The following is a 23088-nucleotide window of genomic DNA, read 5'->3' as shown; positions in this document are numbered from 1 at the left end:
CCGTCAAGTTTTGACGTTGCAGTGCCGCTTCGATGTCGTGTCGCAGGTTTCCAGCCGGTTCCATGGCTCTATCGCTTCGTGCGGATAATCACACCTAAGCAGGAGGACCGGAAGAAATTGTAAACTGCAACCTCATTCAGCGACCAGGGACGGATTTCAGCCCATCGCGGGCGTGAATTGGCCGCTACGGGTCGTAGCGGCGCCGGCGAATTATTGCACCTCATAAACGCCTGCGTTATCAGCAGCGTCGCGCAGCCCCTTAAATGACGCGTGCCGCAGCTTCCCGTCGTGCGTCCACGCTCGATATTTGATCTCGGCAACAAGCTTCGGATCGACGAAGACCGCATTTCACTTCCGTCCGTATCGACAGGGGGCTTGCCGATGGTCAGTTTGTCTATCTGTTTCCGGAACTCACCCGCAGAATATTCGCTGAAGCCGGTTCCCACTCCCCCCACATACCAGCTCTTTTCCTCTGCGCGGCGAGCAGCAGCCGCCCAATGCCCGCAATGACGCCGTCGACTTCTCATGCCCAATGATTAAAAAGCCATCGCTCTGGACACATTTGATCTTCACCCAGCCGACCGGGTCGATAGGTGGCGTCCCTTCGCTTGGCGATGATCCCCTCAAGCCCGTGGTCGCAGGCGATGCGCAGGAGAACCTCTCCGTCCGTCTCGATCTCCTCGGACAGTCGAAGGGCGTCTTCGCCGCCTGCCGGCACCAGCCCTTCCAGAAGATGGCGTCGCGAGGCGAGTTCGGTTCCAGTGAGGTCGTGGCCGTCGGCTGGAAGCTGTCGATCGATTAAGAATGCTCAGGGCGAAGCCTGGTTATGCAGTCAATCGGGCAGGTCAGTGAACGGCAGCCGACGTCGGCGCGTTTACACGTGTTGCCCACCTGCCGACATAGGTGCCGATGAGCAGCGTCGTGACATCCTCTAACGATCTCGCGCCTTCGTTGAAGAACTCGATGGCGGCCGAGCACAAGGTTTGCGACGCCTGGTCGTCGGGTTCGACCTCGTAATAGCGGTACCAAGCCTGTACCGCTTCCGAAAGCATGCGGAAGTGTTTGTCGTGCGTTGGCATGTGACATCCTCCAGCTATCGACATAGCGGAGGAGCGATCTACAACAAGACCTCAGTCTCCAACTCTTCGGGATCCTGACGGCGGTCGTTCCCCACTCAAAGGACGCCACAGTCGAGAACGGTCACTGTCAATCGGCGTCCAAAGTTCACCCCTTATCGGCGTCCAATTTTGACCCCCCATATGCTGTAGATCAGCGCTTTGCCGAGGCGATGCGATATGCCCTGTCGCGATGGGCAGCCTTGAGCGTCTACATCGACGATGGCCGTGTCGAAATCGACAACAACATCGCTGAACGAGCCATGCGTCCGCTTGGAATTGGAAGGAAGAACTGGCTGTTTGCCGGCTCGGACAAGGGCGGCGAGCGCATCGCCAACATCCTCACCATCATCGAGACGGTCAAACTGCAAGGCCATAATCCAGAGGTCTATCTGACGGATGTCCTGACCCGGATCCAGGATCACCCCGAAGACCGAATTGAAGACCTCCTGCCTTGGAACTGGACGCCGGCAAAAGCTCGATGCGAGGCCGCCTGATGGCGCGCTCGAGGTTCATCTACACACTCAGCCAAGTCGCCGGCATGATCGGCGAAAACCTCGAACTGATCGAAGAAGTGACCGCAAACTCGGACAACATCTCCGAAGGCGAACTGGTTTACGTCGGCGATGGCAGTGAAGACGGCACGAAGGGTCTGACCGAGAATGGCATCGAAGAACTTCAAAGCCTACTCGCCGACATCAGGACGTGGGACGGCGGTATCCGCGAGTTCCTCATCGACACACAGTGCGATCCTGAAATAATCGACCGCATCATGGCCGATGAGATGAAACGCGGCCTATAGATTCCATCTCTCGACACCCGAAAATGCGTTCGCCGGACGCTTACATTCCAATTGCGGAGGGCAGCGTTGATGGCCCGGAGTAGGGAACGCGCAGGATGTCAAGGAACCCCTGCATCGTACCATCTTCGCCTCCTGCGCCATAGACCACACTGAGCACGAAGTCGCATTGGAGGACGGCGCGGAGCAATTGCTCTACATCGTTCGGCTCAACAAATTCAACTGAACGGCAAAGGTTCTGGAGGTGCGGCAATAGTACATCTTTAGTTTCAAGAGATGCTGCGCGCTCAGTTGATGATCCTCCAGCAAGAAGAACTAGCCGCAACGGGGATAGAACTTCTCGTGCGGCCGATAGCAGTTTCGCGTCATGCATTTTGTCGTCCTCCGTGCTGGCGAACTCGTTCTGATTACCCGCCTGGGCGGCATCGTCGAACAACTCGACGTACCTTTTCGTACACATCGCTCCAGACCCGGACGCCGTCCCTTCAATGGCTCTGGGCTGGGCGTGAGGGCCTACAAGTGAAACAGCGCGTTTCTCGGTTTGAATGACGATGCTACCCTGACTTCGTGCTTTTCTCCTCGGCTCGTCGCTCACACTGTCGCCCAGACCTAAAGTCCGGTTGGCAGCTGCACGCAACTTGCATCGATTGCAGCAACAGGCGTGCCAACTGGGCCAAAAAGAGCCACCACGAAATGTCTGCTTTTTATTGAATGGCTTCGATGAGAGTACGGCAGGACGCGGGGCTGAACACCGCCGTGTCATCAATTGCACAAAGTCGACGGAAGCTGTGTCGGGGTGCTGTAGTCTCAACGTTTCGACCCCAGTTTGTCCTCGCCTCCAAGAGGGCGAAGTTGACCTCCGTCTTCCCGGTTTCCGTCGGTGGCGCAACCAACTCCGATGACAGTAAGCGTCCGGTCAAGCCCTCCGCGGGAAAGTTGGAGCCTCCACGGCAGAAGTTCATCGATCCGGTTGATGGAGTGATCGGCGATGCGAGTGAGGCCGTCTCCTAGGTAAGCCTCTGGATCGCCGCCGTTCAGCTTTGCGGTTTATGCCGACCGTCGAACTATGCCGAGCGCCTCTTTTCTTGTTTGCATCAAACCGTGCGTTCCCGGCCGGTTCGGCGGGTCGCCGTTGTTTGGCGCTTGGCATAGTCCTCATGCTCAGAGGGCGTTCAGGAATTCGAGAAGCCGGTCGCTTGGTCGAAATCGCTCGACCTTGGCGCGTTCGTACGGCTTCAGCTCTGCGAGTGCAGATTCCCTTCAGTACGAGATGCGCATGAAGATAGGTCAGCGTCGTTTCCATCGCTTCGTGCCCAACCACAGGGCAATGACCGAGCAGTCGACGCCCGCCTGCAGCAACTGGCATGCAGCGGCACCAGCCGTGACTTGCCAAACTTTGTCTCTCGGATGGTGAGGACGCCCTGGTCGAGATCGACATCGGCCCGGAGCAGGCTGAGCGCTTCGGAATGGCGCAGTCCGGCCACTGCTATCAGCCCGAACAGGCAGTGATATGTCCAGCGCCGCAGGGCGTTGGCCGGCGGCAACGACAGTGCTGCCGCCAGAAGTGCCTGAATCTCGACCTCACTATAGATGGAGGGTTTTGTCCGCCGTGTCGGCGCCACAGCGTCGCTCGGTGGCACTTCCGTCAAAGGATCGAAATGAGTCAGGTGCTGGGCAAAGCAGCGCACATCAGCCAGTCGGATTGACCAACTCGGCTGCCGGTCCATCGAGGTGACCCACTCCATTGCCAGATCATTCTTGATGGTCTCGGCGCCGCAGGCTTCCATGAAAGCGACGAACTCCGCCAATCGTTTTGCCGGACCGTCATATTTGTATCCCAGCCCTTGGCGCATGCCGATGTAGCGCTCAAACGCGGTGCGAAGCCGGCTCATTGGACACCTCCCGGCCAGGGTAGGCTCAGTTCACGCAGCTTCTCAATATCGAGCTTGGCATAGATTCTTGTACTGTCGATGCTTCGATGGCCGAGCAGTTGGCCGATCTCGGCAAAGCTGGCGCCCGACCGCAAAAGGTCGGTCGCAAGGCTGTGGCGAAAGAGGTGAGCACCTTGGTGCGCATAGCCGTCAATGCCTGCCAGTTCGAGCGCCTGCTTCGCGATCATTGTGATGGCGCAGCCGGAGGCAAATCCCACGTGCGGCGCAAGTGTTCGCAAGAAAACGGCGTCGACACGCCGAAGCGGGCCGCCCATGCCGGATTATAAGCGACGATCGCTGTTCCGACGTCGTGACGCAGCAGCGCCAAGCTCAATGACCTCGATCCACAAGCGTGGCTCGCCGATGTGCTCGCTCGCACCCGACACCTCGATCAGCAGGCTCGAACAATTGCTCCCCTGAAATTGGCAGCCACCGAAGTCCCTACAACCCTACAACACCCTAGCCGGATGGTTACGGAGTTTCAGAAATCCCAACCGACATGAAATGTCGAGCTTCTGTGCATCACCCCATCGACGCCGCCGTTCGTGACCAAGAATTCCACGCGCATCGCGAGCCTCGCCTAAGACACCTCGCAAACGAGTCGTAAACACGTGTCTTAAGCCATCACAACTACAGCCGGCAGTCGACCGTCACCGGTGACAAGGGCCGTTAAAGTTCACCTAGTCCATCGGCAGGACCTCTAAGTCCAGCTTCAAGCGCAGGGCCTCCGGGTCATAGGCCCGGCCAAACCGGTTGTTCAGGAAGTCGGGCAGTGCGACCTCTTCTTGCCGAACGACGCCATTCTGAGGCAGCTTTCCGTCGGCCAGAAGGTCAAGAACCGTTGTGATGCCGGCGGCGGTCGTGATCTGAATGGAGCTCATCGCTTTACCCGCCACCACGCCAGAGTAAATCTTGTTGGCATAGGTCTCCTGCAAATAGCGACCGTCTTTCCATCCGCAGACGGTGACGAAGATGACCACAACGTCTTGCATCGTAGCAGGCAGAGCGTTCTCGAAGACGTCTTTCAGCAGGTCTCGGCGATTCTTCAGATTGAGGTCATTCAGCAGAGCCTTGATGATCGCCTGGTGACCGGGATATCGGATTGTCCGATAGTTCATATTGCGGACGCGGCCTTCGAGCGTCTTGGCCAGGGTGCCCAGACCGCCGGATGTGTTAAAGGCCTCATAGGTGATGCCATCCAAGGAGAATTCTTCCCGTTCCTCCAGTGCAGGGACCGTGACGAATTTGCCCTCTACAATAGCTTCGCACGGTTCAATGTATTCGTTGATCAGACCATCCGTGCTCCAGGTGAGATTGTAGTTGAGAGCGTTGGACGGGTATTGCGGCAGTGCGCCGACGCGCATCCGAACGCTATCCAGCGTGTCGAAACGCTTTGCGAGGTCATTGGCAACAATCGAGATGAAACCGGGAGCAAGACCGCACTGAGGAATGAAAGAAACGTTGGCGCACTTGGAAAGCTCTTCGACCTTCTTTGTCGTTGCGACATCTTCCGTGAGATCGAGGTAGTGAACGGAAGCTTCCAATGCGGCCTCGGCCACTTTGCCGGTCAGGTTGAATGGCGCCGCGGACAAAACGGCGAATTTTCCCTTCAGCAACTTTACGAGCTCAGTCTTGTCGGTGATGTCGACTACCTTACTCGAAATCGCAGTATGCTTGTCGAGCTTATCTAGCTGCGCCTGATCGCGATCTGTTACCACGACGGTGTAGTCGTTCGTCGCAGCCAACATCAAAGCAATAGCGCCGCCAATCTTGCCTGCGCCAATGACCACTACATCCTTCATATCAGTTCCCTTGCAACTATCCACCTTCTGCGATCGCGGACGTAGTTCATATCAAGATTGTCACCAGTGCCGTTTAAAGATTTATCAAAAGTGGCGGCACCTGAAGCGGGTGTCTCTTCCAAGTTCACGACATGAGGCTCCCTGATATTTTGGAGTTGCAAAGCAAAGATAGCAAGTCGATGACATTCATGCCGTGCCCACTGATCATAGCCCGGAATATGCTATTTTTTGCCAATCCCCAAAGTTGCACTCGAGGAGATATATCTCCTCAAACAACGAAGTCAAAGCACGGCATCTTGCAAGTACTTGTTTGCGGACGCCGCGCAATATCACTGATCGCGACGTTCGGGATAGTCGGCTAGCAACTTCGATAATGTCCCAGATTGCGTTCTGTCTAGGACACGTTCGCCATGAGGCATGGCATCAAAGAGGTCCGAGTACGGCCGCCTTACTCAGTATGCTGAACCCGACTGGTCATTGAGGTCGTGGCGCTCTATCCCCGTGAGCGGCGGGTTGAAGATGCTGACGAGGATCAGGTCTCGGTCGCCGCCCCCGCGCAAATAGTGCTTGTCGTGCTTGTCGAGCACATAGATGTCGCCTGGGCGGACCGGATAGACATTGCCCTCCATGTCCTCAACCTCGCCCTCCCCGGCGATGCAGTAGCAAGCCTCGAGATGGTTGCGGTATTGAAGCAGCGACACGGTGTTCGCCCTCACCACCGTATGGCAGACGGTGAAGCCCATGCCGTCCTTTTCCGTCAGCAGACGGTGGCTAGTACCGCTGCCCCACTCCACGAAGTGATCCGTAGCTTCGACGTCCAGTAGGCTGCGCACAAACATCGCGTTCTCCTCATGTCAGAAGATTTCAAAGTTGCCGTAATCCCAGTTCAAATATTCCTTCCTATCTGGCAGCATTTTGCAATCGCCTCACGATGGCAGCCCGATACGGCGAGATCGCCCAAAGCGTATGCAGTTACGGGCAGCGACTGCCGCTTCTGATGATCTCCTTTCTACTAAACTGCTTCGAACAGGACCGCGCCGCGTCCGGGCATGCCTCAATGGCCTCCAGTCTTGTAACGGCCCTCAGCGAGCTGCTTAAGCGTCTGACGCATTGCTTTCCTTAGTGATTGCGGAATCAACGGTGGACGGCTCCGGACTCGCAATTGGCTGTTACAAAACTTGTGCCAATTTAGTGGTCGAGGCCGAGAAGAGTGATTCTGACGGCTCTTCAGCTATTTAAACTAGGGTTGACCATGAGATTTGGCCATACAAGCCTATGTTGCGGACCCGACAGTACCAACACAAGATGTCGGATGTCGGTCAAGCAGATGCTCCACGACTATGTTACCGTCGGAGAAAGGGAAAAAGATAAATCGCATAGAGGCCGATTTGTCTGGCCGGCGCGTGCCGCCGCATCTCCCAGGCCTTTTCGCCGGCGACGCGGCGGACGATCTGTTCCACCCATGCCATGCCTTGCCGGTCGTCGACAAGATATTCCGTGGTAGATCAAGTTTCTGAATGAAGGCAAGTTTCGCCGTCATGCTGAGGTTGTTGTCGAGAGATGCCTGGCCAGCATCACCGCTCATCGTATTGAAGCCGGTCTGCCCGTCTGCCTCGGCAATAGACCCTTCCAGCAATGCGACAGTAGTTGCTGAAAGGCGAGCGCTCACCCCGGTCAACCAGCTATCGAAATAATGCTGCCGTTGCGAACGCACCAGGCGTTCCAGTTCCTTGTGTGACGGGCCGTATATGCAACGGTCCCGGCACCACAGGAAAACCTGCTCGAGCATGGCGCCAACCGATTGTCCGGTCGGACATGCCGGTGTCGTGGTCTCCCGTCTGGCAGAGGTGGCGGACGCAGTTGGCGTAAGCTACGGGGTTGCGTCCTATAGTTCCTCATCCAAAGCCGCGGTTGACGCCCCAACGCTAGCAGCCGCCGAAACGTTCACGTCGGGTTCTGCGCTCTCCGCAACAAACACTGTCTTGGGCAAGCCGGCCTTTGCCGATCGTTGAGCAAGTTGGCCCGGCTTCCGGCACCAGACTTTCATCAAGGTGATCACCTGTCGGCGGCAGCGGCGGAATTGGACTGATGAGGTGAGGGCACAGATTCTTGCCCACAACGTTCTTCAACTCGGCCCAGTCCGGCGATATGTTCCCTCATCCTGGTTTCAGGCATGCCTTCAAGGCCCTGTCGGCTCGACACTTGGACTTTACAGGCGCCTGGCTGCTGGCCGACTGCCGCGCCCGTTCCGTGATGATAAAAGTATTGTGCCGTGTTGGGTTCTTCACAAATATGTCCAGCACCCGACGTAGTTCTCTGCTCGGAAGCGGTTAGGGTCTGCGCCTTGACGCCGAAGATGGCCTCTACAAGTTGGGTGACAATGTCCGGAGAGTTCTGCTCGCGTTGGTTAGACGGGCAGGCTGGCTCTTTTAGCTATTTTGCATCGATGGGCAGGCTCAAGGTTTTCTTGGAAGTCAGCATTGTAGCTGCCTCACCATGGCGTTGAATAGGCTGAGTCGACCAAAGTGCTGCGCCCATTGCCGAAGATTGCGATGAGGCATCAGCGTCCTTCAGCAATCTTGCCAAAGAATGCAGGCTTGCGAGATCGATGTGCGGGACCGCCAGGCTGCGCCAACGACCACTCACTGATCGGTCGAAATCCACGATGGGACCTCAAGAAGTCGACCAGAAGAAGAACCAGAAAGGCTGCAGCGGAAATATGCGTCCCTTTGGACACCGCCTCATGCACGTGAACGGGTTGCCCGGACCAGGGATGCCACGGATACAAAAGCTCGCGAACCTCGGTCCCGTGGGTGTTCTGTCGTCGTGTTGTACAACCATTTCCGGCCGCACTGATCGCTCGGATACCAGACCCCGGCAAGCTATGCCGATACAATGCCGCAACCGGCTCCAACGCTACGCAAGATGAAGGCTTCGCGTTTCCGCCGGTTGCTCACACCGCGCCACTTGGCGTATTCAAAACCGCCGAGGCTCTAATCGCCGCCGGATGAAAATTCAGTGGCAGGTCACCTCTTCCATCCCTTGGTGTCCACCTATTTGGGTGGACACCTCATGCCAAAGCTCACTCAATTGCAGAAGGTGCGGAGAAAATCGCGCTTACGATCGTTCAGAAAACATTGCCTGTTTTTGGAGGCGCAGGCGGTGTTTGGCCGGGCCATTAACCAAGTACCGGTTTTGAGGCATTCTCTCACTCAACTCACCCAGCTTCACCGCCAAAACTGCATACGTTGGAACTCAACCACTGCCCAATATGGTCATTGATTTGCGGCACATTCAGAGCGCCAAGACAGCGCCCTTTTGCGTGACAGTTAAACTCAAACGGATGTCGGTGGCCGAGAACCCAGCCATCACTGCAAATTCCCCCGCCTCTATCCGCCAACGCCGCTCGGTCGTGTCGAAGAAGGCAAATGTTCGGGCGTCAAGTATGAAACGCAACCTTCGTTTCTCACCGGGTTCCAGGGCAATTTTCGAGAAGGCTTTCAGCTCTTTAACCGGTCTGGGTATAGATGCTTCAACATCGCCGACATAGATTTGCACCACTGCCGAACCTGGCCGCTCGCTGATGTTGGTCAATTCCAGTGTCACTGTCACCGCGCCGGCAGCGTCCGGTAGCCCTACCGTCAGGTCCGACATCGCAAAGCTTGAATAACCGAGACCATGACCGAACGGGAACAGCGGCTTAATGCCGTGGCGGTCGTAGTGCCGATAACCGACGAACACACCTTCGTCATATCGCACATGGCCGTCCTTACCTGGATAGACCGCGTCATCCTCGGTATGTGTGGGGTTGTCAGCCCAGCGCACGGGGAAGGTCTGTGCCAGTCGGCCCGAGGGCTCGGCCTTGCCGAGGAGCACATCGGCGATCGCGTTGCCAGCCTCCTGTCCGGGATACCAGCATTGCAGTACTGCACGAGCACCGGAAAGCCAGGGCATTTCCACCGGTCCACCGGTTTGTAGTACGACGATCGTGTTCGGATTGGCCGCAATTACCGCCTCAACAAGCTGGTTCTGCAGACCGGGAAGTGCAATACCGCGAAGATCGGAGCCCTCGGTATCCCAGTCGCCCGTTCTGCCCACGAAGACTACCGCATGATCAGCCTTTGCCGCGACGGCTGCTGCCTCGGCAATCTCCGCTTCGGCCGAAAATCTGCCTATTCCTACCCGAATTGCAGCGATATAGAGGTTGACGTGGTCGTGCCGGGCGTACTCGGCGACGACCTCGTATGTACGGCCGGCTTCGAGCGTGATTTCACCCACGACCTCTTCGCAGCCTTCTTCAAAGAATGTGGTACCACGTATCCAGGAAGCCCAAGCGTCCACCACAAGTCTGCCGTCCACATAGACCCGGCCAAGCCCGGCCGAGGTTAGTCCGACGCGATAGATGCCGGCTTCCGAGGCTGTGAAGATGGTGCGCATTCTAGCCGAAAAGCGAAGGGGATCGACAAAGCCCTCGGCCACGGGGGGCAACCATACACCAAGGCTCGACGGTTCCTCGACGACCTTCACCGGTTCGCCAGCTAGCTCCCTTCCTTGGAAAAACTCGAAGGTTGTGGGGTTTTCGATTAGCGGCTGAAACCGATAATTGTTGCAACCCTGAGCGTAGCACAGATTCTCCTCACCCAGCGCGTCCACCAGCCCCTGCCACGGACTGATGACATAGTGAGGGTTCAACTGCGCCGAGCCGCCTCCCATCACCTGCGCGACCTTAGCATTGGGTCCAATGATGGCGACCATACCTTGCTGAGCCAATGGCAGGACCCCGTCATTCTGTAGCAGAACTGCGCTTTCCGCTCCCGCGCGCCTGATCAATGCCCTATGTTCCGGTCGATCAATGGCGTACTCCTTAAACTCGCGATGATCGTTGATAGCGCCGGTGCGTTCCATCAAAGTCAGGATATTGCGCACACAGGCGCGGATCGTCTCGACACTAACCTCGCCGCCTTCGACCGCAGCCAGTAGCTTGGAGCCGCGATCGCGAGTCGGGCCCGGCATCTCCAGATCCAGCCCGGCATTCACGGTGGGTGCGGTCGAACGCGAGCCGAACCAGTCCGACATCACCACGCCGTTAAAACCCCAGTCACCGCGCAGAACCTCGTTCAACAGCCAATGGCTTTCCGCCGTGTAAGTACCGTTTAGCTTGTTATACGAAGACATCACGGCCCAGACCTTTGCCCGCTTCACCGCCGTCTCAAAGGGTATCAGGTAGACTTCGCGCAGCGTGCGTTCATCGATATCTGAAGAGATGGTTGTACGTTCAATCTCGGACTCGTTGCCGACGAAATGTTTTATCGTGGCACCGACTTTCGTGGACTGCAGACCTTCGATATAGCCGACTGCAAGTTCCGCCGTCAGGATCGGATCCTCAGAGAAGCACTCAAAGTTGCGGCCGTTTGTGACGCTACGCTGGATGTTAACGGTGGGGGCTAACGAGACGTGGGCACCTTTTGAAAGAACCTCGTCACCTAGGGCACTGCCGATTTCCTTGGCTAGATCCGGGTTCCAACTCGCTCCGATGGCGATGCCCACCGGGAAAGCCGCTGCAGTCACACCTCCGACAAAAGACCCCGCCCCGCGGGCGCCGTTGGGGCCGTCGGTCAAGCGCAATCTCCCTATCCCTAGGCGGTCGATGGGCGGTAAAGACCAGAACGTATCGCCGGAAAGTAGCGAGACCTGCTCCGCCAAGGTCATATTATCGAGTAATGCTTTCTTATCAATCATCTTCTCTGCTTCTTGAATCTCGATACTTACCTGTCCCAGATCGGCATCTCGAGATGCATATTGGGGAAGCTGGTGATCTCGGCGCCATGGAGCCGTCCATCCATAAAAAGGACGCCCGTTTGTTCATCAAGGCGTCGCGTCCCGCCGTCGCGAGGACGACGACATGTTCGAAGCCTTCACATAGCCGAGATGCGGTCACCGCTTTCCATTGAAAACAAGGAACATCGCGGCAATCGATTTCAGCAGTGAAAGTTGTGCCGGCTGCGGCAGCGCCGGTTCTGTTACGGAGTTATTCCTCCGCAAGTTTGTGAGACAGTTCGAACCTTAGCAAGCTTTATCAGACAATCTGTTGACAGACAACCTCGGTCGCGCAGCTTTCGTGTCGTCATTGATGATTCGATGCTTCCCTCGGAGGCGGATCCCGATTGATGAAGTTTCTTCACCGCCTATGGACAAGGATCGACCACAATGGACAGGCTGTTGTCCCGTTTCCGGCTACAGAGTAATCATTTTCGTACTGTCTTTCATAATCAGCATTTGCGCGGTGGGGTTTTCGGGGCACTACGCCGCGGGTCTCCTACAAGGCCGCCTGGAAACCTCGAGCGAGGTGATGCAGGTGCTCTCGGGTTTCCGTGACGTCTCCGCCTCGTCCGTCTGCATCGCCCTCACGCCGTGCTTGAATCCTCCCTACATATGCAGGCATTCCCGGTTGATATCGATCCAGATTGTCTGAGAGCTACCAGTATTCGTTGATCCTGCCGTTATAGCTTTGCCTGCTCGTCTGCACAAATTTAGATATCGAGAGATCAAAAACGGGCGCCTGGAGGAGAGCCGTGGCAGTACCGCATTCGTACCGGCTGGTCGTGTCAGACAGCCGAAGACTTGCGGATTCTCTACCATCATGGATGGCCTCGGCTCAGAGAGGGATCGGAGGCTGTCACGTATTTTTTTCCGCTTTCGGCATGTTAAAGGATGCCAGGCGATCTTGCTGCCAATTATTTTTCTGGCTGCGAGCGACCGCTTTCTGCCGGCACTCAAATTCCCCTGGTGAAGCAGGGCTATCGCATATGAGCGATGATAGAGATGAGGAACTGATCGTCCCACCCTGCCTTCTTGATCTTTCGACGAATGGAGGCCTTATCTGGATGGGCCCGGATGAGGTTGAGGGCAATCTTTCGTAACAGAGCAATGTTTGCCGGTCCGTGATCCTTACGGTTTCTGGCGGCATCCTCGCGGAACTGGACGTCGAGCACCCAGTGCAGTTTGTTTTCGATCTGCCAATGAGTTCTGGTTACCTCGATCAGGGCGGCAGCCGACATGACGGTGGAGAGCAGGAAGTAGCGGACATGGCTGGTCAGACGGCCATCGGCATGACGGCTTGTGGCCTCGACGGAGCCGATGGCCTGCAGGCCGGGGAAGTCGATGTCATTGACGGCGACGATGCAGGCACGGCGTCTTTCGCAGCGGTCATGGTCATTCTCGGCGGCGGTCTGGACGCCGAGTGGCTCGACGTCGTCCAGACGAGCAATCGTCTGTGCCAGGAGGCCGGGCTGATTGGCCTTCAACGCCAGGGCATAGTCGCCGCCGGCGGAAAGGATGGCATGAGCGGTATCGGCGCGGCAATGCAGGGCATCGGCGGTGACGATGGCACCTTCCAGCGACAAAAGCGCAAGCGCATCGAGCGCCCCTTGGACCTCGTTGCGGCCCGGCGCGGTCTGTTGGCCGATGACCAGGCCGCAACCGGCAGCCCAGACCTTGACGAGGGGCAGCGGCGTCGCCTCGTACCGCCTTGCCGTCGACCGCCACCACGCCTTCCATGCCCCTTGCAAAGGCTTCGGTAAAGCGGCTTCGAAGGCAACCTGATTGAGGCAGCGGAAAACGGTGGAGAAGGTGCCATGGCCGGCGATGCCATAGGGCAGCGGCACGATCGTCTTGAGCCACTTCTTTTTGGAAACGCCGAATCGGCCATGTCGGCGCAGCTTTCGGCGCCGCAAACGATCGCGGCAATGGCAATGAACAGGATCGACATCAGCGGATGACGTGTGTTGCGCCCCGAGGGTCGGGCAGATCTTTAAAACAGGTGGCAAATCGATTCATCCGTACCTCCAAATTATCGGAGAGTTCTTGAGTCGATTTGCCTCAGCAAAACAACTCCTTACCATCCATATGCGATTCTCCTGCCTGGTGAAGCTGTCTCGTCTGGCCGTCACTTCAATCGCCCGCAACCGGCGCCTTAAGGTAGTCGAGAAACGTCCGGAGAGCGGACGGCACCTGTCGATGCGAAACGTAGTATGCATGAAAACCCGGCCCGGTAGAGGTCCAGTCCGGCAGCACGACTTCGAGTGAACCGGCCGCAAGTTTGTCCTCGACCCGGGCCTGCAGGCAATAAAAGAGACCGCCTCCCTCCTCCGCCATGCGGATAGATAGTTCCGAATCTCCGAGCGTGAGAAGTCCCGGAACGTCGAGAGAAACCATGCGATCGCCGTCGCCAAGTTCCCATTTGCAGAGGTGATCTGTACCGGTTCGGATCCGGATGCACTCGTGCGTCAAGAGATCTTCCGGCCGCGCGGGCCGCCCTCGTTCGTTGAGATAGGCCGGAGAACCGACTACGATCCATTCGAGTTCGGATGTCAGACGCGACGCGATCATCCCCTCGGGAACCGTTCCCCCATAACGGATGCCCGCGTCAAAACCTTCGGCGACCATATCGATGAAGCGATCCTCGACGCTGACTTCGACCTCGACATCTGGGTAGCTCTTGCGAAAACTGTGCAGTCGAGGAGCGATCAGCAGCTCGGCGGCGTCACGCAGGGTGGTCACTCTCACTCTGCCCGTAGGCCCGCTCCTGAAACTGTCTAGGAGATCCATCGCAGCTTGAATGCCGAGGAAACGGGGCTCCAGTTCGGCAAGCAGCACTTCGCCGGCGGCGGTGAGACTGATGCTCCTGCTTGTCCGATGAAACAGACGGACGCCCAGACGGGCCTCCAAACCCCTGATCGAGTGGCTGAGGGCAGACCCGGAAACGCCGCGAAGCGCGGCGGCCTTTCGGAACCCCCCCGCACGCGCGATCGCGACGAAAGTTTCAAGGTCGGCCAGATCGGCCCGCGTTGATACCATGAGTTATGGATACTCGCACTTGTACTGAAAAAGATCGCCCTTGCCGGCGCCGACCTTGCTTCAGGCCGGCCGGCACCTTCAATCCTTATTTAACTGGCCCTGTATTTGGTATGTGATGGCCGAGGAAGCAGTCAAAAATTTGACCTAGTGATCCATGTTGGATCCTGCGAAGGACGGCGGAGATGGCCCGGTCGCTGAAAAACGAAAACGTCCGGGATTAGATCGTCATGCAATGAAGATCTTCGTGTCCACAGCCACGAGAGACGGCACCGGTTGGTTCCGCGAGGCGGTCTAACAGTCCCGGAGGTTCTAGTTCTGAGCTCTCGAAAACGCGGGCTACCAGTCCTGCCGGGTTGGATGGACGAAATGTCGTTGATCGTGATCTCCGGGGGCTGGTCTAGTGCATAGACCACGGCTTCAGCCATCGACGACGGCGGAATACCCTGCTTGTTGAGCTCTCCGGCGATCTTTCTGCCCGTCTCGTCATGAACCTTGTCGGCCCAGCCGGTATCGATCACGCCAGGGCTGATCATAGACACTTGGATCCCGCTACCCACGCCCACCTCCTTCCTGAGGCTTTCGGTAATACCGCGTATGAAGAACTTCGTGGCTCCGTAAACCCCTGCCGCCTCGCCGACATGAACGCCGGCGATAGAGCTCATATTCAGGATGCGGCCGGACCGGCGCTCCAACATCGACGGCAGCACCGCGGCGATCGCATGCAGATAGCCACGCAGATTGGTATCGATCATCTTGTTCCAATCGCCGACGGCGGCATCCTTCCAATAGGAAAAGAGCATGAGGCCGGCATTGTTGACCAATATATCGACCGGGCCGTACGTCGTTGTGGCGAACGCGACGAGGGCCTTGGTACTCTCAAAATCCGTGGCATCAGCAACCTTGTAGCTGGCAATACCTCCCGAACCGGTGATGTCTTCGACGATCTGACTGAGGCGTTCCTCATTGCGGCCGGCAAGGACGACGCGCGCACCTTTTTCCGCCAATCCTCTGGCGGTCGCCGCTCCAATGCCCGAGGAAGCCCCTGTGACGATGGCGACCTTGTTTTTCAGATGTGACATGACGTGCTCCTTCACTGCGGTTGGGTCAATTCGGCTTGCCGCGCGGCTTTGACGGGCTCGGGGGTCGTCCGGTTTTCCAACACCTGGCGCTTGGTTTCCTGATCTCCGCCGACGATATGGTCGATGCCGTTCATGAGAGCCTCGAACCCCTGCTGGGCGACGAGCGTCTTGTCGTTTTTTTGTTGGCCACCGAGCTTCGTACCGCCCATTCCAGCGTTCGCGTGGAAGTCGCTGTTGGTGGCGCCCGGAAGGAGTGCCGTCACCGTGACCCCGGTCGAGCGCAACTCCTCGCGCAGACGCGAACATATAACCAAATGCCTTCGACGGGCCGTAAACGGTTTCGTATGGCGTGGGCAGGGTCGCCGAAACCGAGGAGGTGATGAGAATCCTGCCGCGGCCGTTCTTGACCATATGTTGGACGACGCGTTTGGCCATATGGACGGTCCCGGTTACATTGATCGCAAGCAGGCGAAGCTCATCCTCGAGATCGTTATCGACAAAGGCGCCGCCAATACCGATACCGACGTTCAGAGCCGCGGCTTCCAAGGGGCGCCCCAGCCCGTGCGTAAAGGTCCAGAACCTCTCGACGCCATCGTACGTCGAGGCATCCGCTTTGAACGGATATGCTTCGGCATCAAGGCTTCGTAGCGCATCGGCGGCCTCGTTCACCTTGTCGCTTGAGCCTGAAATGGCGACATCGAATCCATTCTTGGCGAATTGTTTGGCAAGCTCGAAGCCTATTCCAGATGAGCCGCCCGTGATCATTGCGAGTGGTTTATTCCCTGTCATGATTTCACTCCTTTGGTTTGGTCAGCACCACGATCGTCTCGAGGCGCTGGTGACCAAATGCCCGTGGAGCCGATTGGTTACATGAGCAAAATTGATCGGGGCGGTGAGTGAAAATCATCCACCGATCTGGCAGGGACCAGGAGTGCGTTACCTTTTTGGTCCCGTCCGCGGTCGAACTGGCCAGGCATTCCCTACGTCACGAAGGCCCTTGAGTGAACACGGCTCATCGGTGCGTGCGATCCCGCTCACTTCAAGTAGCCGTCGCGCTACCCTATTCTTATAGTGCGATCGAACGGTCGTTCGCAGCCCGCGGATATGATCCGACGACCCAAGCGCCCGAGTAGCGTTGATGGACTTCTCTGCGCTGGTGCCATCGGCCGGCACGCTTCTCGGAGAAAAATTCCACGGCGACGGCTTGTCCGGCACACCTTCCAGCGGTGACGGTCCAATGACGGGAAAGACAAAAAATGAGCGAGAGAATGAACAGCGTCGTTGCTCCTGGCCGCGTTGCGGTCATCACGGGAGCTGCGAAGGGCATCGGCTTGGCAATCGCGAGGGCTCTCGCGGCCCGCGGCATGAAGCTCGCGCTGCTGGATCTCGACGCCGACGCACTTGAGGATGTTACTTCGACACTCGACACGGACATCCTGATCGTGAGCGGCGACGTATCAGATTTGTCGGCACTGACCAGGTTGCGGGACGAAACGATTTCGCGGTTTGGCGACGTGGCCGTTCTAGTAAACAACGCGGGCATAACGCAAGGAGCCGGCCCTTGGGACAATCCTGCAAAGTGGCGACGCCAGATCGATGTAAACTTCCGAGGTGTTCAGGCCGCGCAACACGTCTTCGTGCCCTACATGATCGAAGCCGGTCGCCAGTCGGCCGTTGTCAACCTCGGCTCCAAGGAAGGTATTACGACTCCTCCAGGTAACGCCGCATATTCGGTGGCGAAGGCAGCTGTCAAAGTCCTGACCGAACAGCTGTCGCACGAGCTTCTGAAGGAGACGGGAGGTCGTGTTTCGGCTCATCTCCTCGTCCCTGGCTACACGTGGACACCCATGAACATCGCACTCAAGCCGCAGGGCATTGCGAAACCCGATGAGGCATGGACCGCAGAGCAACTGGTGGAATACTTCCTGGTCCGTCTGCTCGACGAGAATTTTTACATCATCTGTCCGGATACGCGGTTACGTCTGCGATCGATGCCAGAAGGATCCGCTGGGCGGCCGACGACATGATCCTGAACCGGCCGGCGCTTTCACGCTGGCACCCCGACTGGATGGATAAATTCGCAGCCTGGTTGAAGGCAGGTCACTGACGGTGGAATGTTTGTAGAGGAGAGTAATCCAATGCCCAGACCCTATGTAATCTGTCACATGATGTCGCCGCTGGATGGCCGATTGATCGTCAATGATTGGGCCGAGGCAACCGGCCATTCGGTCGATGAGCTCGTGAAGATCTATGACGGCCTGCATGAGAAGATCGGTGCCGACGCCTGGCTTTCGGGAAGAGCGACGGGAGAAGAGTTCGCGGACGCCGTCGACCGCCCCTATCAAGCAACCGGCACAGCCGCGCGACCGATCCATATCGCCAACCCGGACGCCGGCGAGTTCGCTGTCATCGTGGATAAGGACGGTCGGCTACGCTGGGACAAGAGCGACATTGACGGAGCTCACCTTGTGGTCCTGACAGGATCTGACGTGGATGATGCTTACCTGGCGGGCCTCACCCAGGCTGGCGTTTCCTATATCGTCTCGGAGAAAGATGGCGTCGATCTGAAAAACGCGCTTGACCTTCTTGGAACCGAGTTCGGTGTGAAGCGCTTGATGCTGGAAGGCGGGGCGCAAACCAATGGCCATTTCTTGAAGGCGGGTCTTGTTGACGAGGTCAGCCTGGTCATCTTCCCTGCGATCGGAGGCAAGTCGAATACACCGGCCATATTCGAGGGCGGCGAGGATGGGCTTGCCGGCAGGGCGAGGCTCACGTTTATCAGCGCCGAAGCCGCTGGCCTCGGCTCCGTGCATCTGAGATATCGCGTTGGACGTCCATAAGAGACGTCCATAGGAGAAGATTGTGGAAGGGCTCCCTCCTGCCGTCGTCGAAATGATCGTCGAGGAGCAGGGCGCGATACTCCTGAGCAAGCAACCTTGTTTCGAGATCATCGCGCAGCGCAGAGAGCCGGAAGAACTGGCGTAGTCTGCCCGTGGTGTCTCTCCGATTAGGCGGTGTGATGAACGGTATGTGACGCCGACATTAATGCCCGCGGCGGTGACCGCGATATGAGCGTCAAGGCGTTGCTCGAGTGCAGCTCGACAAACAAACAAGGTGAGACGCGTATTGCCGCACGTAACGATGCTCCCCACAAAAATGTCGGGCCTACTACACCTGCTGTCAGGTTTGTCAGGTGCGCGCCATGGTGCTGTTCCGCCCGACTTCCTACCGCGCTCTCGTGGAAGTCCTTGAAGCATAGGCACAAGATTCCTTCTGAGGCTCGATCCGGCCAGAGTGGCATGAGTCTTGAAACTTTCTCGTCGCGCGGCGGCAGCTGTCTTCTCCCGAGAAAGCGCGCGAGTCAAAGTCGAATTGCAGGTGAACGCATGGTGACGCAGTAGAACTTTGTGGATGCGGTTCGACCCGGGGAGAACAAAACTCCGGGCAGAGGTTTGGGAGGGTTGTTTGTCTGTGTCTGACAAAATTGCGATCTTCGGTATGGCGAGCGTTTTTTCGGTCACCCATGCGCTATTCGCAGTCGCTCAAGAGGCCAGGGCCGTGACTAACCCCCTGGCCTATATGCTGCAACCTATCACAAAATCCCAGGGGATGCTGAAAACCTTCGAACAAAGCCGGGAGACATTTCCGGGCGAGGTTCTGCTCGATATGAACGCTACCTATCTCGACCGACAGATCTACAATCCGGCCACGGCGCGCTACGACCACGTTAAACTGCGCGGCTATCAAGACGCCCGCCAGACCGGCTTATCCGGTGCCGACACGCCATTGGTTGGACCGACCATCGATCTACGGCCCGGTCAGACGGTGCGGGTAACGCTTCACAACCTGTTCCCTCAGGATTCCACCTGCGGCATCGGCGGTGGCAGTGCCAATACCCCCCATTGCTTCAACGGTACCAACCTGCATTCGCACGGTCTCTGGGTAAATCCGTCTGGCAATGGCGATAATGTGCTGATCTCAATCCGTCCCGGCGTTTCGTTCCAATATGAATACAACATCGCCGTTGAGCATCCCGCCGGCACCTTCTGGTATCACCCACACCTACACGGATCAACCGCATTGCAGGTGTCGAGTGGCATGTCCGGGGCGTTGATCATCCGTGGCGATCGCATGCCGACACCGACCGAGACTGGCGATATAGACCGCCTATTGAAGCAGCCGGGCGGCTCCGATATCGCCGAACGGGTTTTGGTGCTACAGCAGATTCAATATGCTTGCACCGATAACAATGGCGACATCACTTATGATTGCCAGCCAGGACAGGTGGGCGGCATCGAAAGCTACGATCAGTTCGGACCTGGCAGTTGGCCGGCTTCGGGCCGCTTCACCAGCGTCAACGGCCAGGTGCTTGGTCAGTTGGCATCAGCGGAGGCTGGCTCGGTCGAGCGGTGGCGGATGATACACGCCGGGGTTCGCGACACCATCAATTTCGAAATCCGGCGCAAGACCGGGACGACCGCGTTCCGCACGCTTGCGGCAGCGGACACCGACAGATGGATCGACCAGAATTGCGGCAAGGATACTATTCCGTATGGGGTGGTGGCCCAGGACGGGCTGACAATGGCGCAGGTGCAGATGCGGCAGCAAGCGATCCTGCAACCGGGCTACCGCGTTGACGCGCTGGTGGTGTTGCCAGGAGCGGGTGACTACTGCATCATCGATGGCGCCGCACCGGCAGCGGCCAGCGTCAACCAGGAGGCTCCAAGCCGACGGCTTCTCGGCATAGTCACTGCAGTAGGCGGCCATGCCGTCAATGGCGAGATCGGCACCTATCTTCAGGATTGGCTGATTTCGGCGGCTGAGCGCACGATGTCACAGAATGTCGCCGGCAAGGTTATCGATGACCTCAAGAACGAGATGTCGCTCTCAAGCTTTATTCCCCATCCGGACATCGACGCGGGCGAGGTCACCGGCGAGCAGCAACTGGTGTTTAACATCGATGTGAAACAGCCGGGTGCCACCTTCTTCGAGGTTGACGGCAAACCTTATGATCCCAACCGCATCGACCGGACGTTGCCGCTGAGCGGAGTCGACGAATGGACGCTCCGCTCGGATTTCGTCAGCCACCCATTCCATATCCATGTCAATCCGTTTCAGATCATCAAAATTGTCGATGCGGCCGGCAACGATGTCAGCGCGCTTGGCGCCGATGACGACGGCGATCCGCAATATCCAGGCTTGAAAAATGTCTGGAAGGACACGCTGTGGATCAAGAATCCCGGCACCGATCCGTCGGCGCGCTACACGATCACCGTGCGGACGCACTACCAGCGCTATATCGGCGAGTTCGTTCTGCATTGCCACATCCTCGATCATGAGGACCAGGGCATGATGCAGAACATCAGGATCACCCTGCCGGACGGCCAGGGTGGCACCGTTTCCGGCCATCATTAGGGCGTCGATCGCCATTGGGAGGAACTATGAGCTTCACTGGCACTTGGAGTTATCGCAGCCTGATCAACAATCCCGATTTATCGGTTGATTTCAATGCACTGGAATTTGGCCAGGGAACGCTGGTGCTGACCGAGTTGGCTCGGCGCAAGGTCGGCGGAACCATTGGTGGGCCCGGGTGGTCGCTGGAATTGACCGGTACGGTGCGTCCGGGAGACCCTGTCGAGCTGCAATTCACTGGAAAGGGCGATGTGGCCGGCGAGACCTGGATCTACAGCTATCGCGGCTACATCGTGCCGAACTGGCCGAATGGCGTCGATCAAAGGGACGCCATTGTCGGTAGCATCGTCCGCGACGTCCCGCATTCGCATGGGGTCGCCGCAGCCGGCTACGTTGCCTCCTGGTATGCCGTGCGACAGTGATGCTCCAGCATTTGCCGCAGCTCGAAGACATTCGGATCAACATTCACCGGCCAGGGTCTAGGTCGACGGACCGATGCCTCACATTTGAACCGCGTGCTCTGGCGGTTCAGCGGGATGTGCTGCCCGAACTTGTCGAACACGATCGTCGCCAGCAACTGAGGGCCGATGAAGCCGCGCGGGCGTCGCATGGAACGGTGCGGGAGCCTGACTGATCGCCTCGCAATCGCGGCAGGTAAATTTCTCGCGCACCGTCTCGATCACCTTGAATCGGCGCGGGATATCCTCCAGCGTTTCCGTCACATCCTCGCCCAGCTTCGACAGCCGCGAGCCGCCACAGCAGGCACATGCCGTCGGCGCTTCGATGACGATGCGTGCGCGCTCGACGTCTTTGGGCCACGCCTTGCGCACTGGACGCTTGCGGGCGAAGGCGCGCACGGACTGCGTTCTGGCCGCGGCCTCTTGGACGCTCAGTTCGTCCTCGGCGGCCTACGCCACGAGCTCTTCGAGCTGCAAATTCCAACTGATCGATCAGCCGCTGCGTGCGCTCGCGGCGCGGCCCGTGCTTCTCGCGCTCCAGCTTGCCGGTCAGCAACTGCAAATGCACGTTGAGCGCCTCAATGCTCGACAGCCGCGCCTTCGCGTTGGCCGCGTCCGCCTCAGCTTGCAGCCGCGCAGCACGTTCGGCCAGCAGCGCCGGATGAGCGCTGGCAAGGTCCGATGGCAGGGTAAGCGGCGGCAATGTCATAACGACATTGAATCAGATTTCTCAACAATTTCAATGCAAAAATTGAGTCAAACCCGGCTGGGGCGCCAGGTTTCCTGCCGTGCGCGCCAGTCAATTCCCTCCAGCGACAACGCATGTTGATGCCCCTCCTGGTGAGGCTGAATGATTCTCAGATCGAGTTGATGAATGGTACGGTTGCGAAGGTCGCGAACCGCGTTGACGACCGCTGGGGAATTTTGGAACAAATATGCTCCGGTTGATTGCTGGTCGATGAGCAGGCGCTTCCGCCTGATTTGAACGTAAATCCAATTGACGGGAATATCGAGCCTGGCGGCAAGTTGTACGGCGCTGAGCAAACTAGGTTCGTGTGTCCATCTGTTGCGCTGTGCCTTTACCTAGATGCCCGCTGCAAGGCGGAGGCGTTGCACAGTGATTGGCAAAACCTTCTCCTCACAATTGGGCGAATGGTGTCCTTCGCGCGTCAGTATTTCAGGCTTCGACATATCCCTGTGTCGCAGACACGGGTATCAGCAAGGTCGATCCACCACGATGTTCAACCTCATACGACGGCGCGAAGTTGCCGCCTCTACGTCCCACCTCACGCATCACATTAAAGGGGCGTCCAAATAACGGATGGCTCGGATCCAGCACCTCGATCTTGTCCGGTGATGATTCGTCAGACTCACAAGCAGGGATATTTCTGTAGACCTTCGAGCAGATAACCGAGCTGCGCCGGTGTGATCACCACCGTGCCGTCAGCGGCTGACGGCCAGATGAAGCGGCCGCGCTCCAGCTTCTTCGTGAACAGACAAGCGCCCTGGCCGTCACGCTAGATAAACCTTCCTCGCTCCAATTTTTTCGTGAACAGGCAGGCCCCCTGGCCATCGTGCCAAACGACCTTGATCAGATCGCCGCGTTTGCCCCAAGGCGGCGCATCCTCGGATGCTT

General features: G+C 57.8%; 15 protein-coding genes and 12 pseudogenes. 10 read left to right on the top strand and 17 right to left on the bottom strand.

What is annotated here, in order from left to right:
* Nucleotides 1-210 precede the first annotated feature (210 nt).
* Together AMK02_RS30475 and AMK02_RS23630 are read right to left on the bottom strand one after the other, a co-directional pair.
* A pseudogene (locus tag AMK02_RS30475) lies at nucleotides 211-778 on the bottom strand (ATP-dependent DNA ligase); the annotation flags it as partial.
* A 67-nt stretch (nucleotides 779-845) separates the two neighbouring features.
* Nucleotides 846-1079, bottom strand: coding sequence for a hypothetical protein (locus AMK02_RS23630; RefSeq protein ID WP_016737406.1), 234 nt, complete (start codon nucleotides 1077-1079; stop codon nucleotides 846-848).
* A gap of 191 nt (nucleotides 1080-1270) precedes the next feature.
* Here AMK02_RS23630 and AMK02_RS23625 point away from each other — a divergent pair.
* Nucleotides 1271-1612 (top strand): annotated as a pseudogene (locus AMK02_RS23625) (IS66 family transposase); the annotation flags it as partial.
* A complete protein-coding gene (locus tag AMK02_RS32605) occupies nucleotides 1612-1917 on the top strand; it encodes a hypothetical protein (protein ID WP_009996984.1) in 306 nt (101 codons plus the stop codon). The pseudogene AMK02_RS23625 and the gene AMK02_RS32605, both read left to right, overlap by 1 nt.
* 40 nt (nucleotides 1918-1957) lie before the next feature.
* On the opposite strand, the gene AMK02_RS23615 is transcribed toward AMK02_RS32605, so the two are convergent.
* The 4 genes and pseudogenes from AMK02_RS23615 to AMK02_RS30460 form a co-directional block, all read right to left on the bottom strand.
* Nucleotides 1958-2350, bottom strand: coding sequence for a hypothetical protein (locus AMK02_RS23615; RefSeq protein ID WP_237358370.1), 393 nt, complete (start codon nucleotides 2348-2350; stop codon nucleotides 1958-1960).
* A gap of 509 nt (nucleotides 2351-2859) precedes the next feature.
* Nucleotides 2860-2961, bottom strand: a pseudogene (locus tag AMK02_RS30470) (transposase domain-containing protein); the annotation flags it as partial.
* Between the two features lie 188 nt (nucleotides 2962-3149).
* Complete coding sequence (locus AMK02_RS32705) at nucleotides 3150-3806, bottom strand: tyrosine-type recombinase/integrase (protein WP_016737404.1); 657 nt, start codon at nucleotides 3804-3806, stop codon at nucleotides 3150-3152.
* Nucleotides 3803-4120 (bottom strand): tyrosine-type recombinase/integrase, encoded by a 318-nt coding sequence (locus AMK02_RS30460; RefSeq protein ID WP_225882929.1) that lies wholly within the window; start codon nucleotides 4118-4120, stop codon nucleotides 3803-3805. The genes AMK02_RS32705 and AMK02_RS30460 overlap by 4 nt, the downstream gene beginning before the upstream one ends.
* A 45-nt stretch (nucleotides 4121-4165) precedes the next feature.
* On the opposite strand from AMK02_RS30460, the pseudogene AMK02_RS31375 reads away from it, so the two are divergent.
* Nucleotides 4166-4265: pseudogene (locus AMK02_RS31375) on the top strand (transposase domain-containing protein); the annotation flags it as partial.
* A gap of 260 nt (nucleotides 4266-4525) precedes the next feature.
* Here AMK02_RS31375 and AMK02_RS23600 read toward each other — a convergent pair.
* The 3 genes and pseudogenes from AMK02_RS23600 to AMK02_RS30455 all read right to left on the bottom strand — a co-directional run.
* Nucleotides 4526-5647, bottom strand: coding sequence for a saccharopine dehydrogenase family protein (locus AMK02_RS23600; RefSeq protein ID WP_016737403.1), 1122 nt, complete (start codon nucleotides 5645-5647; stop codon nucleotides 4526-4528).
* Between the two features lie 452 nt (nucleotides 5648-6099).
* Nucleotides 6100-6486, bottom strand: a complete 387-nt coding sequence (locus AMK02_RS23595; protein ID WP_016737402.1) for an ectoine synthase — start codon at nucleotides 6484-6486, stop codon at nucleotides 6100-6102.
* Between the two features lie 525 nt (nucleotides 6487-7011).
* Nucleotides 7012-7463, bottom strand: a pseudogene (locus tag AMK02_RS30455) (Tn3 family transposase); the annotation flags it as partial.
* Between the two features lie 1016 nt (nucleotides 7464-8479).
* On the opposite strand from AMK02_RS30455, the pseudogene AMK02_RS31365 reads away from it, so the two are divergent.
* Nucleotides 8480-8658, top strand: a pseudogene (locus AMK02_RS31365) (IS3 family transposase); the annotation flags it as partial.
* A gap of 283 nt (nucleotides 8659-8941) precedes the next feature.
* On the opposite strand, the gene AMK02_RS23590 reads toward AMK02_RS31365, so the two are convergent.
* Complete coding sequence (locus AMK02_RS23590; protein WP_016737400.1) at nucleotides 8942-11386, bottom strand: beta-glucosidase; 2445 nt, start codon at nucleotides 11384-11386, stop codon at nucleotides 8942-8944.
* A gap of 468 nt (nucleotides 11387-11854) precedes the next feature.
* On the opposite strand from AMK02_RS23590, the pseudogene AMK02_RS32700 reads away from it, so the two are divergent.
* A pseudogene (locus AMK02_RS32700) lies at nucleotides 11855-12035 on the top strand (hypothetical protein); the annotation flags it as partial.
* A 409-nt stretch (nucleotides 12036-12444) separates the two neighbouring features.
* Here the strand turns inward: AMK02_RS32700 and AMK02_RS23580 are convergent.
* The 4 genes and pseudogenes from AMK02_RS23580 to AMK02_RS23565 all read right to left on the bottom strand — a co-directional run bounded on the left by AMK02_RS23580 (nucleotide 12445) and on the right by AMK02_RS23565 (nucleotide 16371).
* Complete coding sequence (locus tag AMK02_RS23580) at nucleotides 12445-13311, bottom strand: ISAs1 family transposase (protein ID WP_237358368.1); 867 nt, start codon at nucleotides 13309-13311, stop codon at nucleotides 12445-12447.
* A 286-nt stretch (nucleotides 13312-13597) separates the two neighbouring features.
* Complete coding sequence (locus tag AMK02_RS23575; protein ID WP_004674388.1) at nucleotides 13598-14503, bottom strand: LysR family transcriptional regulator; 906 nt, start codon at nucleotides 14501-14503, stop codon at nucleotides 13598-13600.
* Between the two features lie 336 nt (nucleotides 14504-14839).
* Nucleotides 14840-15582, bottom strand: a pseudogene (locus tag AMK02_RS23570) (SDR family oxidoreductase).
* Between the two features lie 11 nt (nucleotides 15583-15593).
* Nucleotides 15594-16371 (bottom strand): annotated as a pseudogene (locus AMK02_RS23565) (SDR family NAD(P)-dependent oxidoreductase).
* Between the two features lie 467 nt (nucleotides 16372-16838).
* On the opposite strand from AMK02_RS23565, the pseudogene AMK02_RS23560 reads away from it, so the two are divergent.
* The 5 genes and pseudogenes from AMK02_RS23560 to AMK02_RS23545 all read left to right on the top strand — a co-directional run bounded on the left by AMK02_RS23560 (nucleotide 16839) and on the right by AMK02_RS23545 (nucleotide 21416).
* Nucleotides 16839-17689: pseudogene (locus tag AMK02_RS23560) on the top strand (SDR family NAD(P)-dependent oxidoreductase).
* Between the two features lie 31 nt (nucleotides 17690-17720).
* On the top strand, nucleotides 17721-18422 hold the full coding sequence (locus tag AMK02_RS23555; protein WP_008534164.1) for a RibD family protein: 702 nt from the start codon (nucleotides 17721-17723) through the stop codon (nucleotides 18420-18422).
* Between the two features lie 22 nt (nucleotides 18423-18444).
* Complete coding sequence (locus AMK02_RS32490) at nucleotides 18445-18567, top strand: hypothetical protein (RefSeq protein WP_009982859.1); 123 nt, start codon at nucleotides 18445-18447, stop codon at nucleotides 18565-18567.
* A 480-nt stretch (nucleotides 18568-19047) separates the two neighbouring features.
* Entirely contained in the window at nucleotides 19048-20997 is a 1950-nt protein-coding gene (locus tag AMK02_RS23550; RefSeq protein WP_016737399.1) for a multicopper oxidase family protein, read from the top strand.
* A gap of 26 nt (nucleotides 20998-21023) precedes the next feature.
* Complete coding sequence (locus AMK02_RS23545; RefSeq protein ID WP_004674379.1) at nucleotides 21024-21416, top strand: hypothetical protein; 393 nt, start codon at nucleotides 21024-21026, stop codon at nucleotides 21414-21416.
* Nucleotides 21417-21493: 77 nt separating this feature from the next.
* On the opposite strand, the pseudogene AMK02_RS30435 reads toward AMK02_RS23545, so the two are convergent.
* The 3 genes and pseudogenes from AMK02_RS30435 to tnpB all read right to left on the bottom strand — a co-directional run.
* Nucleotides 21494-22161: pseudogene (locus AMK02_RS30435) on the bottom strand (IS66 family transposase zinc-finger binding domain-containing protein); the annotation flags it as partial.
* A 47-nt stretch (nucleotides 22162-22208) separates the two neighbouring features.
* Complete coding sequence (locus AMK02_RS23535) at nucleotides 22209-22496, bottom strand: hypothetical protein (RefSeq protein ID WP_008534161.1); 288 nt, start codon at nucleotides 22494-22496, stop codon at nucleotides 22209-22211.
* A gap of 326 nt (nucleotides 22497-22822) precedes the next feature.
* Nucleotides 22823-23062 (bottom strand): annotated as a pseudogene (tnpB, locus tag AMK02_RS32485) (IS66 family insertion sequence element accessory protein TnpB); the annotation flags it as partial.
* Nucleotides 23063-23088 lie beyond the last annotated feature (26 nt).

The sequence above is a fragment of the Rhizobium sp. N731 genome (assembly GCF_001664145.1).
Taxonomy (GTDB): Bacteria; Pseudomonadota; Alphaproteobacteria; order Rhizobiales; family Rhizobiaceae; genus Rhizobium; species Rhizobium esperanzae.
The sequence above is the reverse complement of the archived record's forward strand: the minus strand, read 5'-3'. Positions and strand labels throughout refer to the sequence as shown.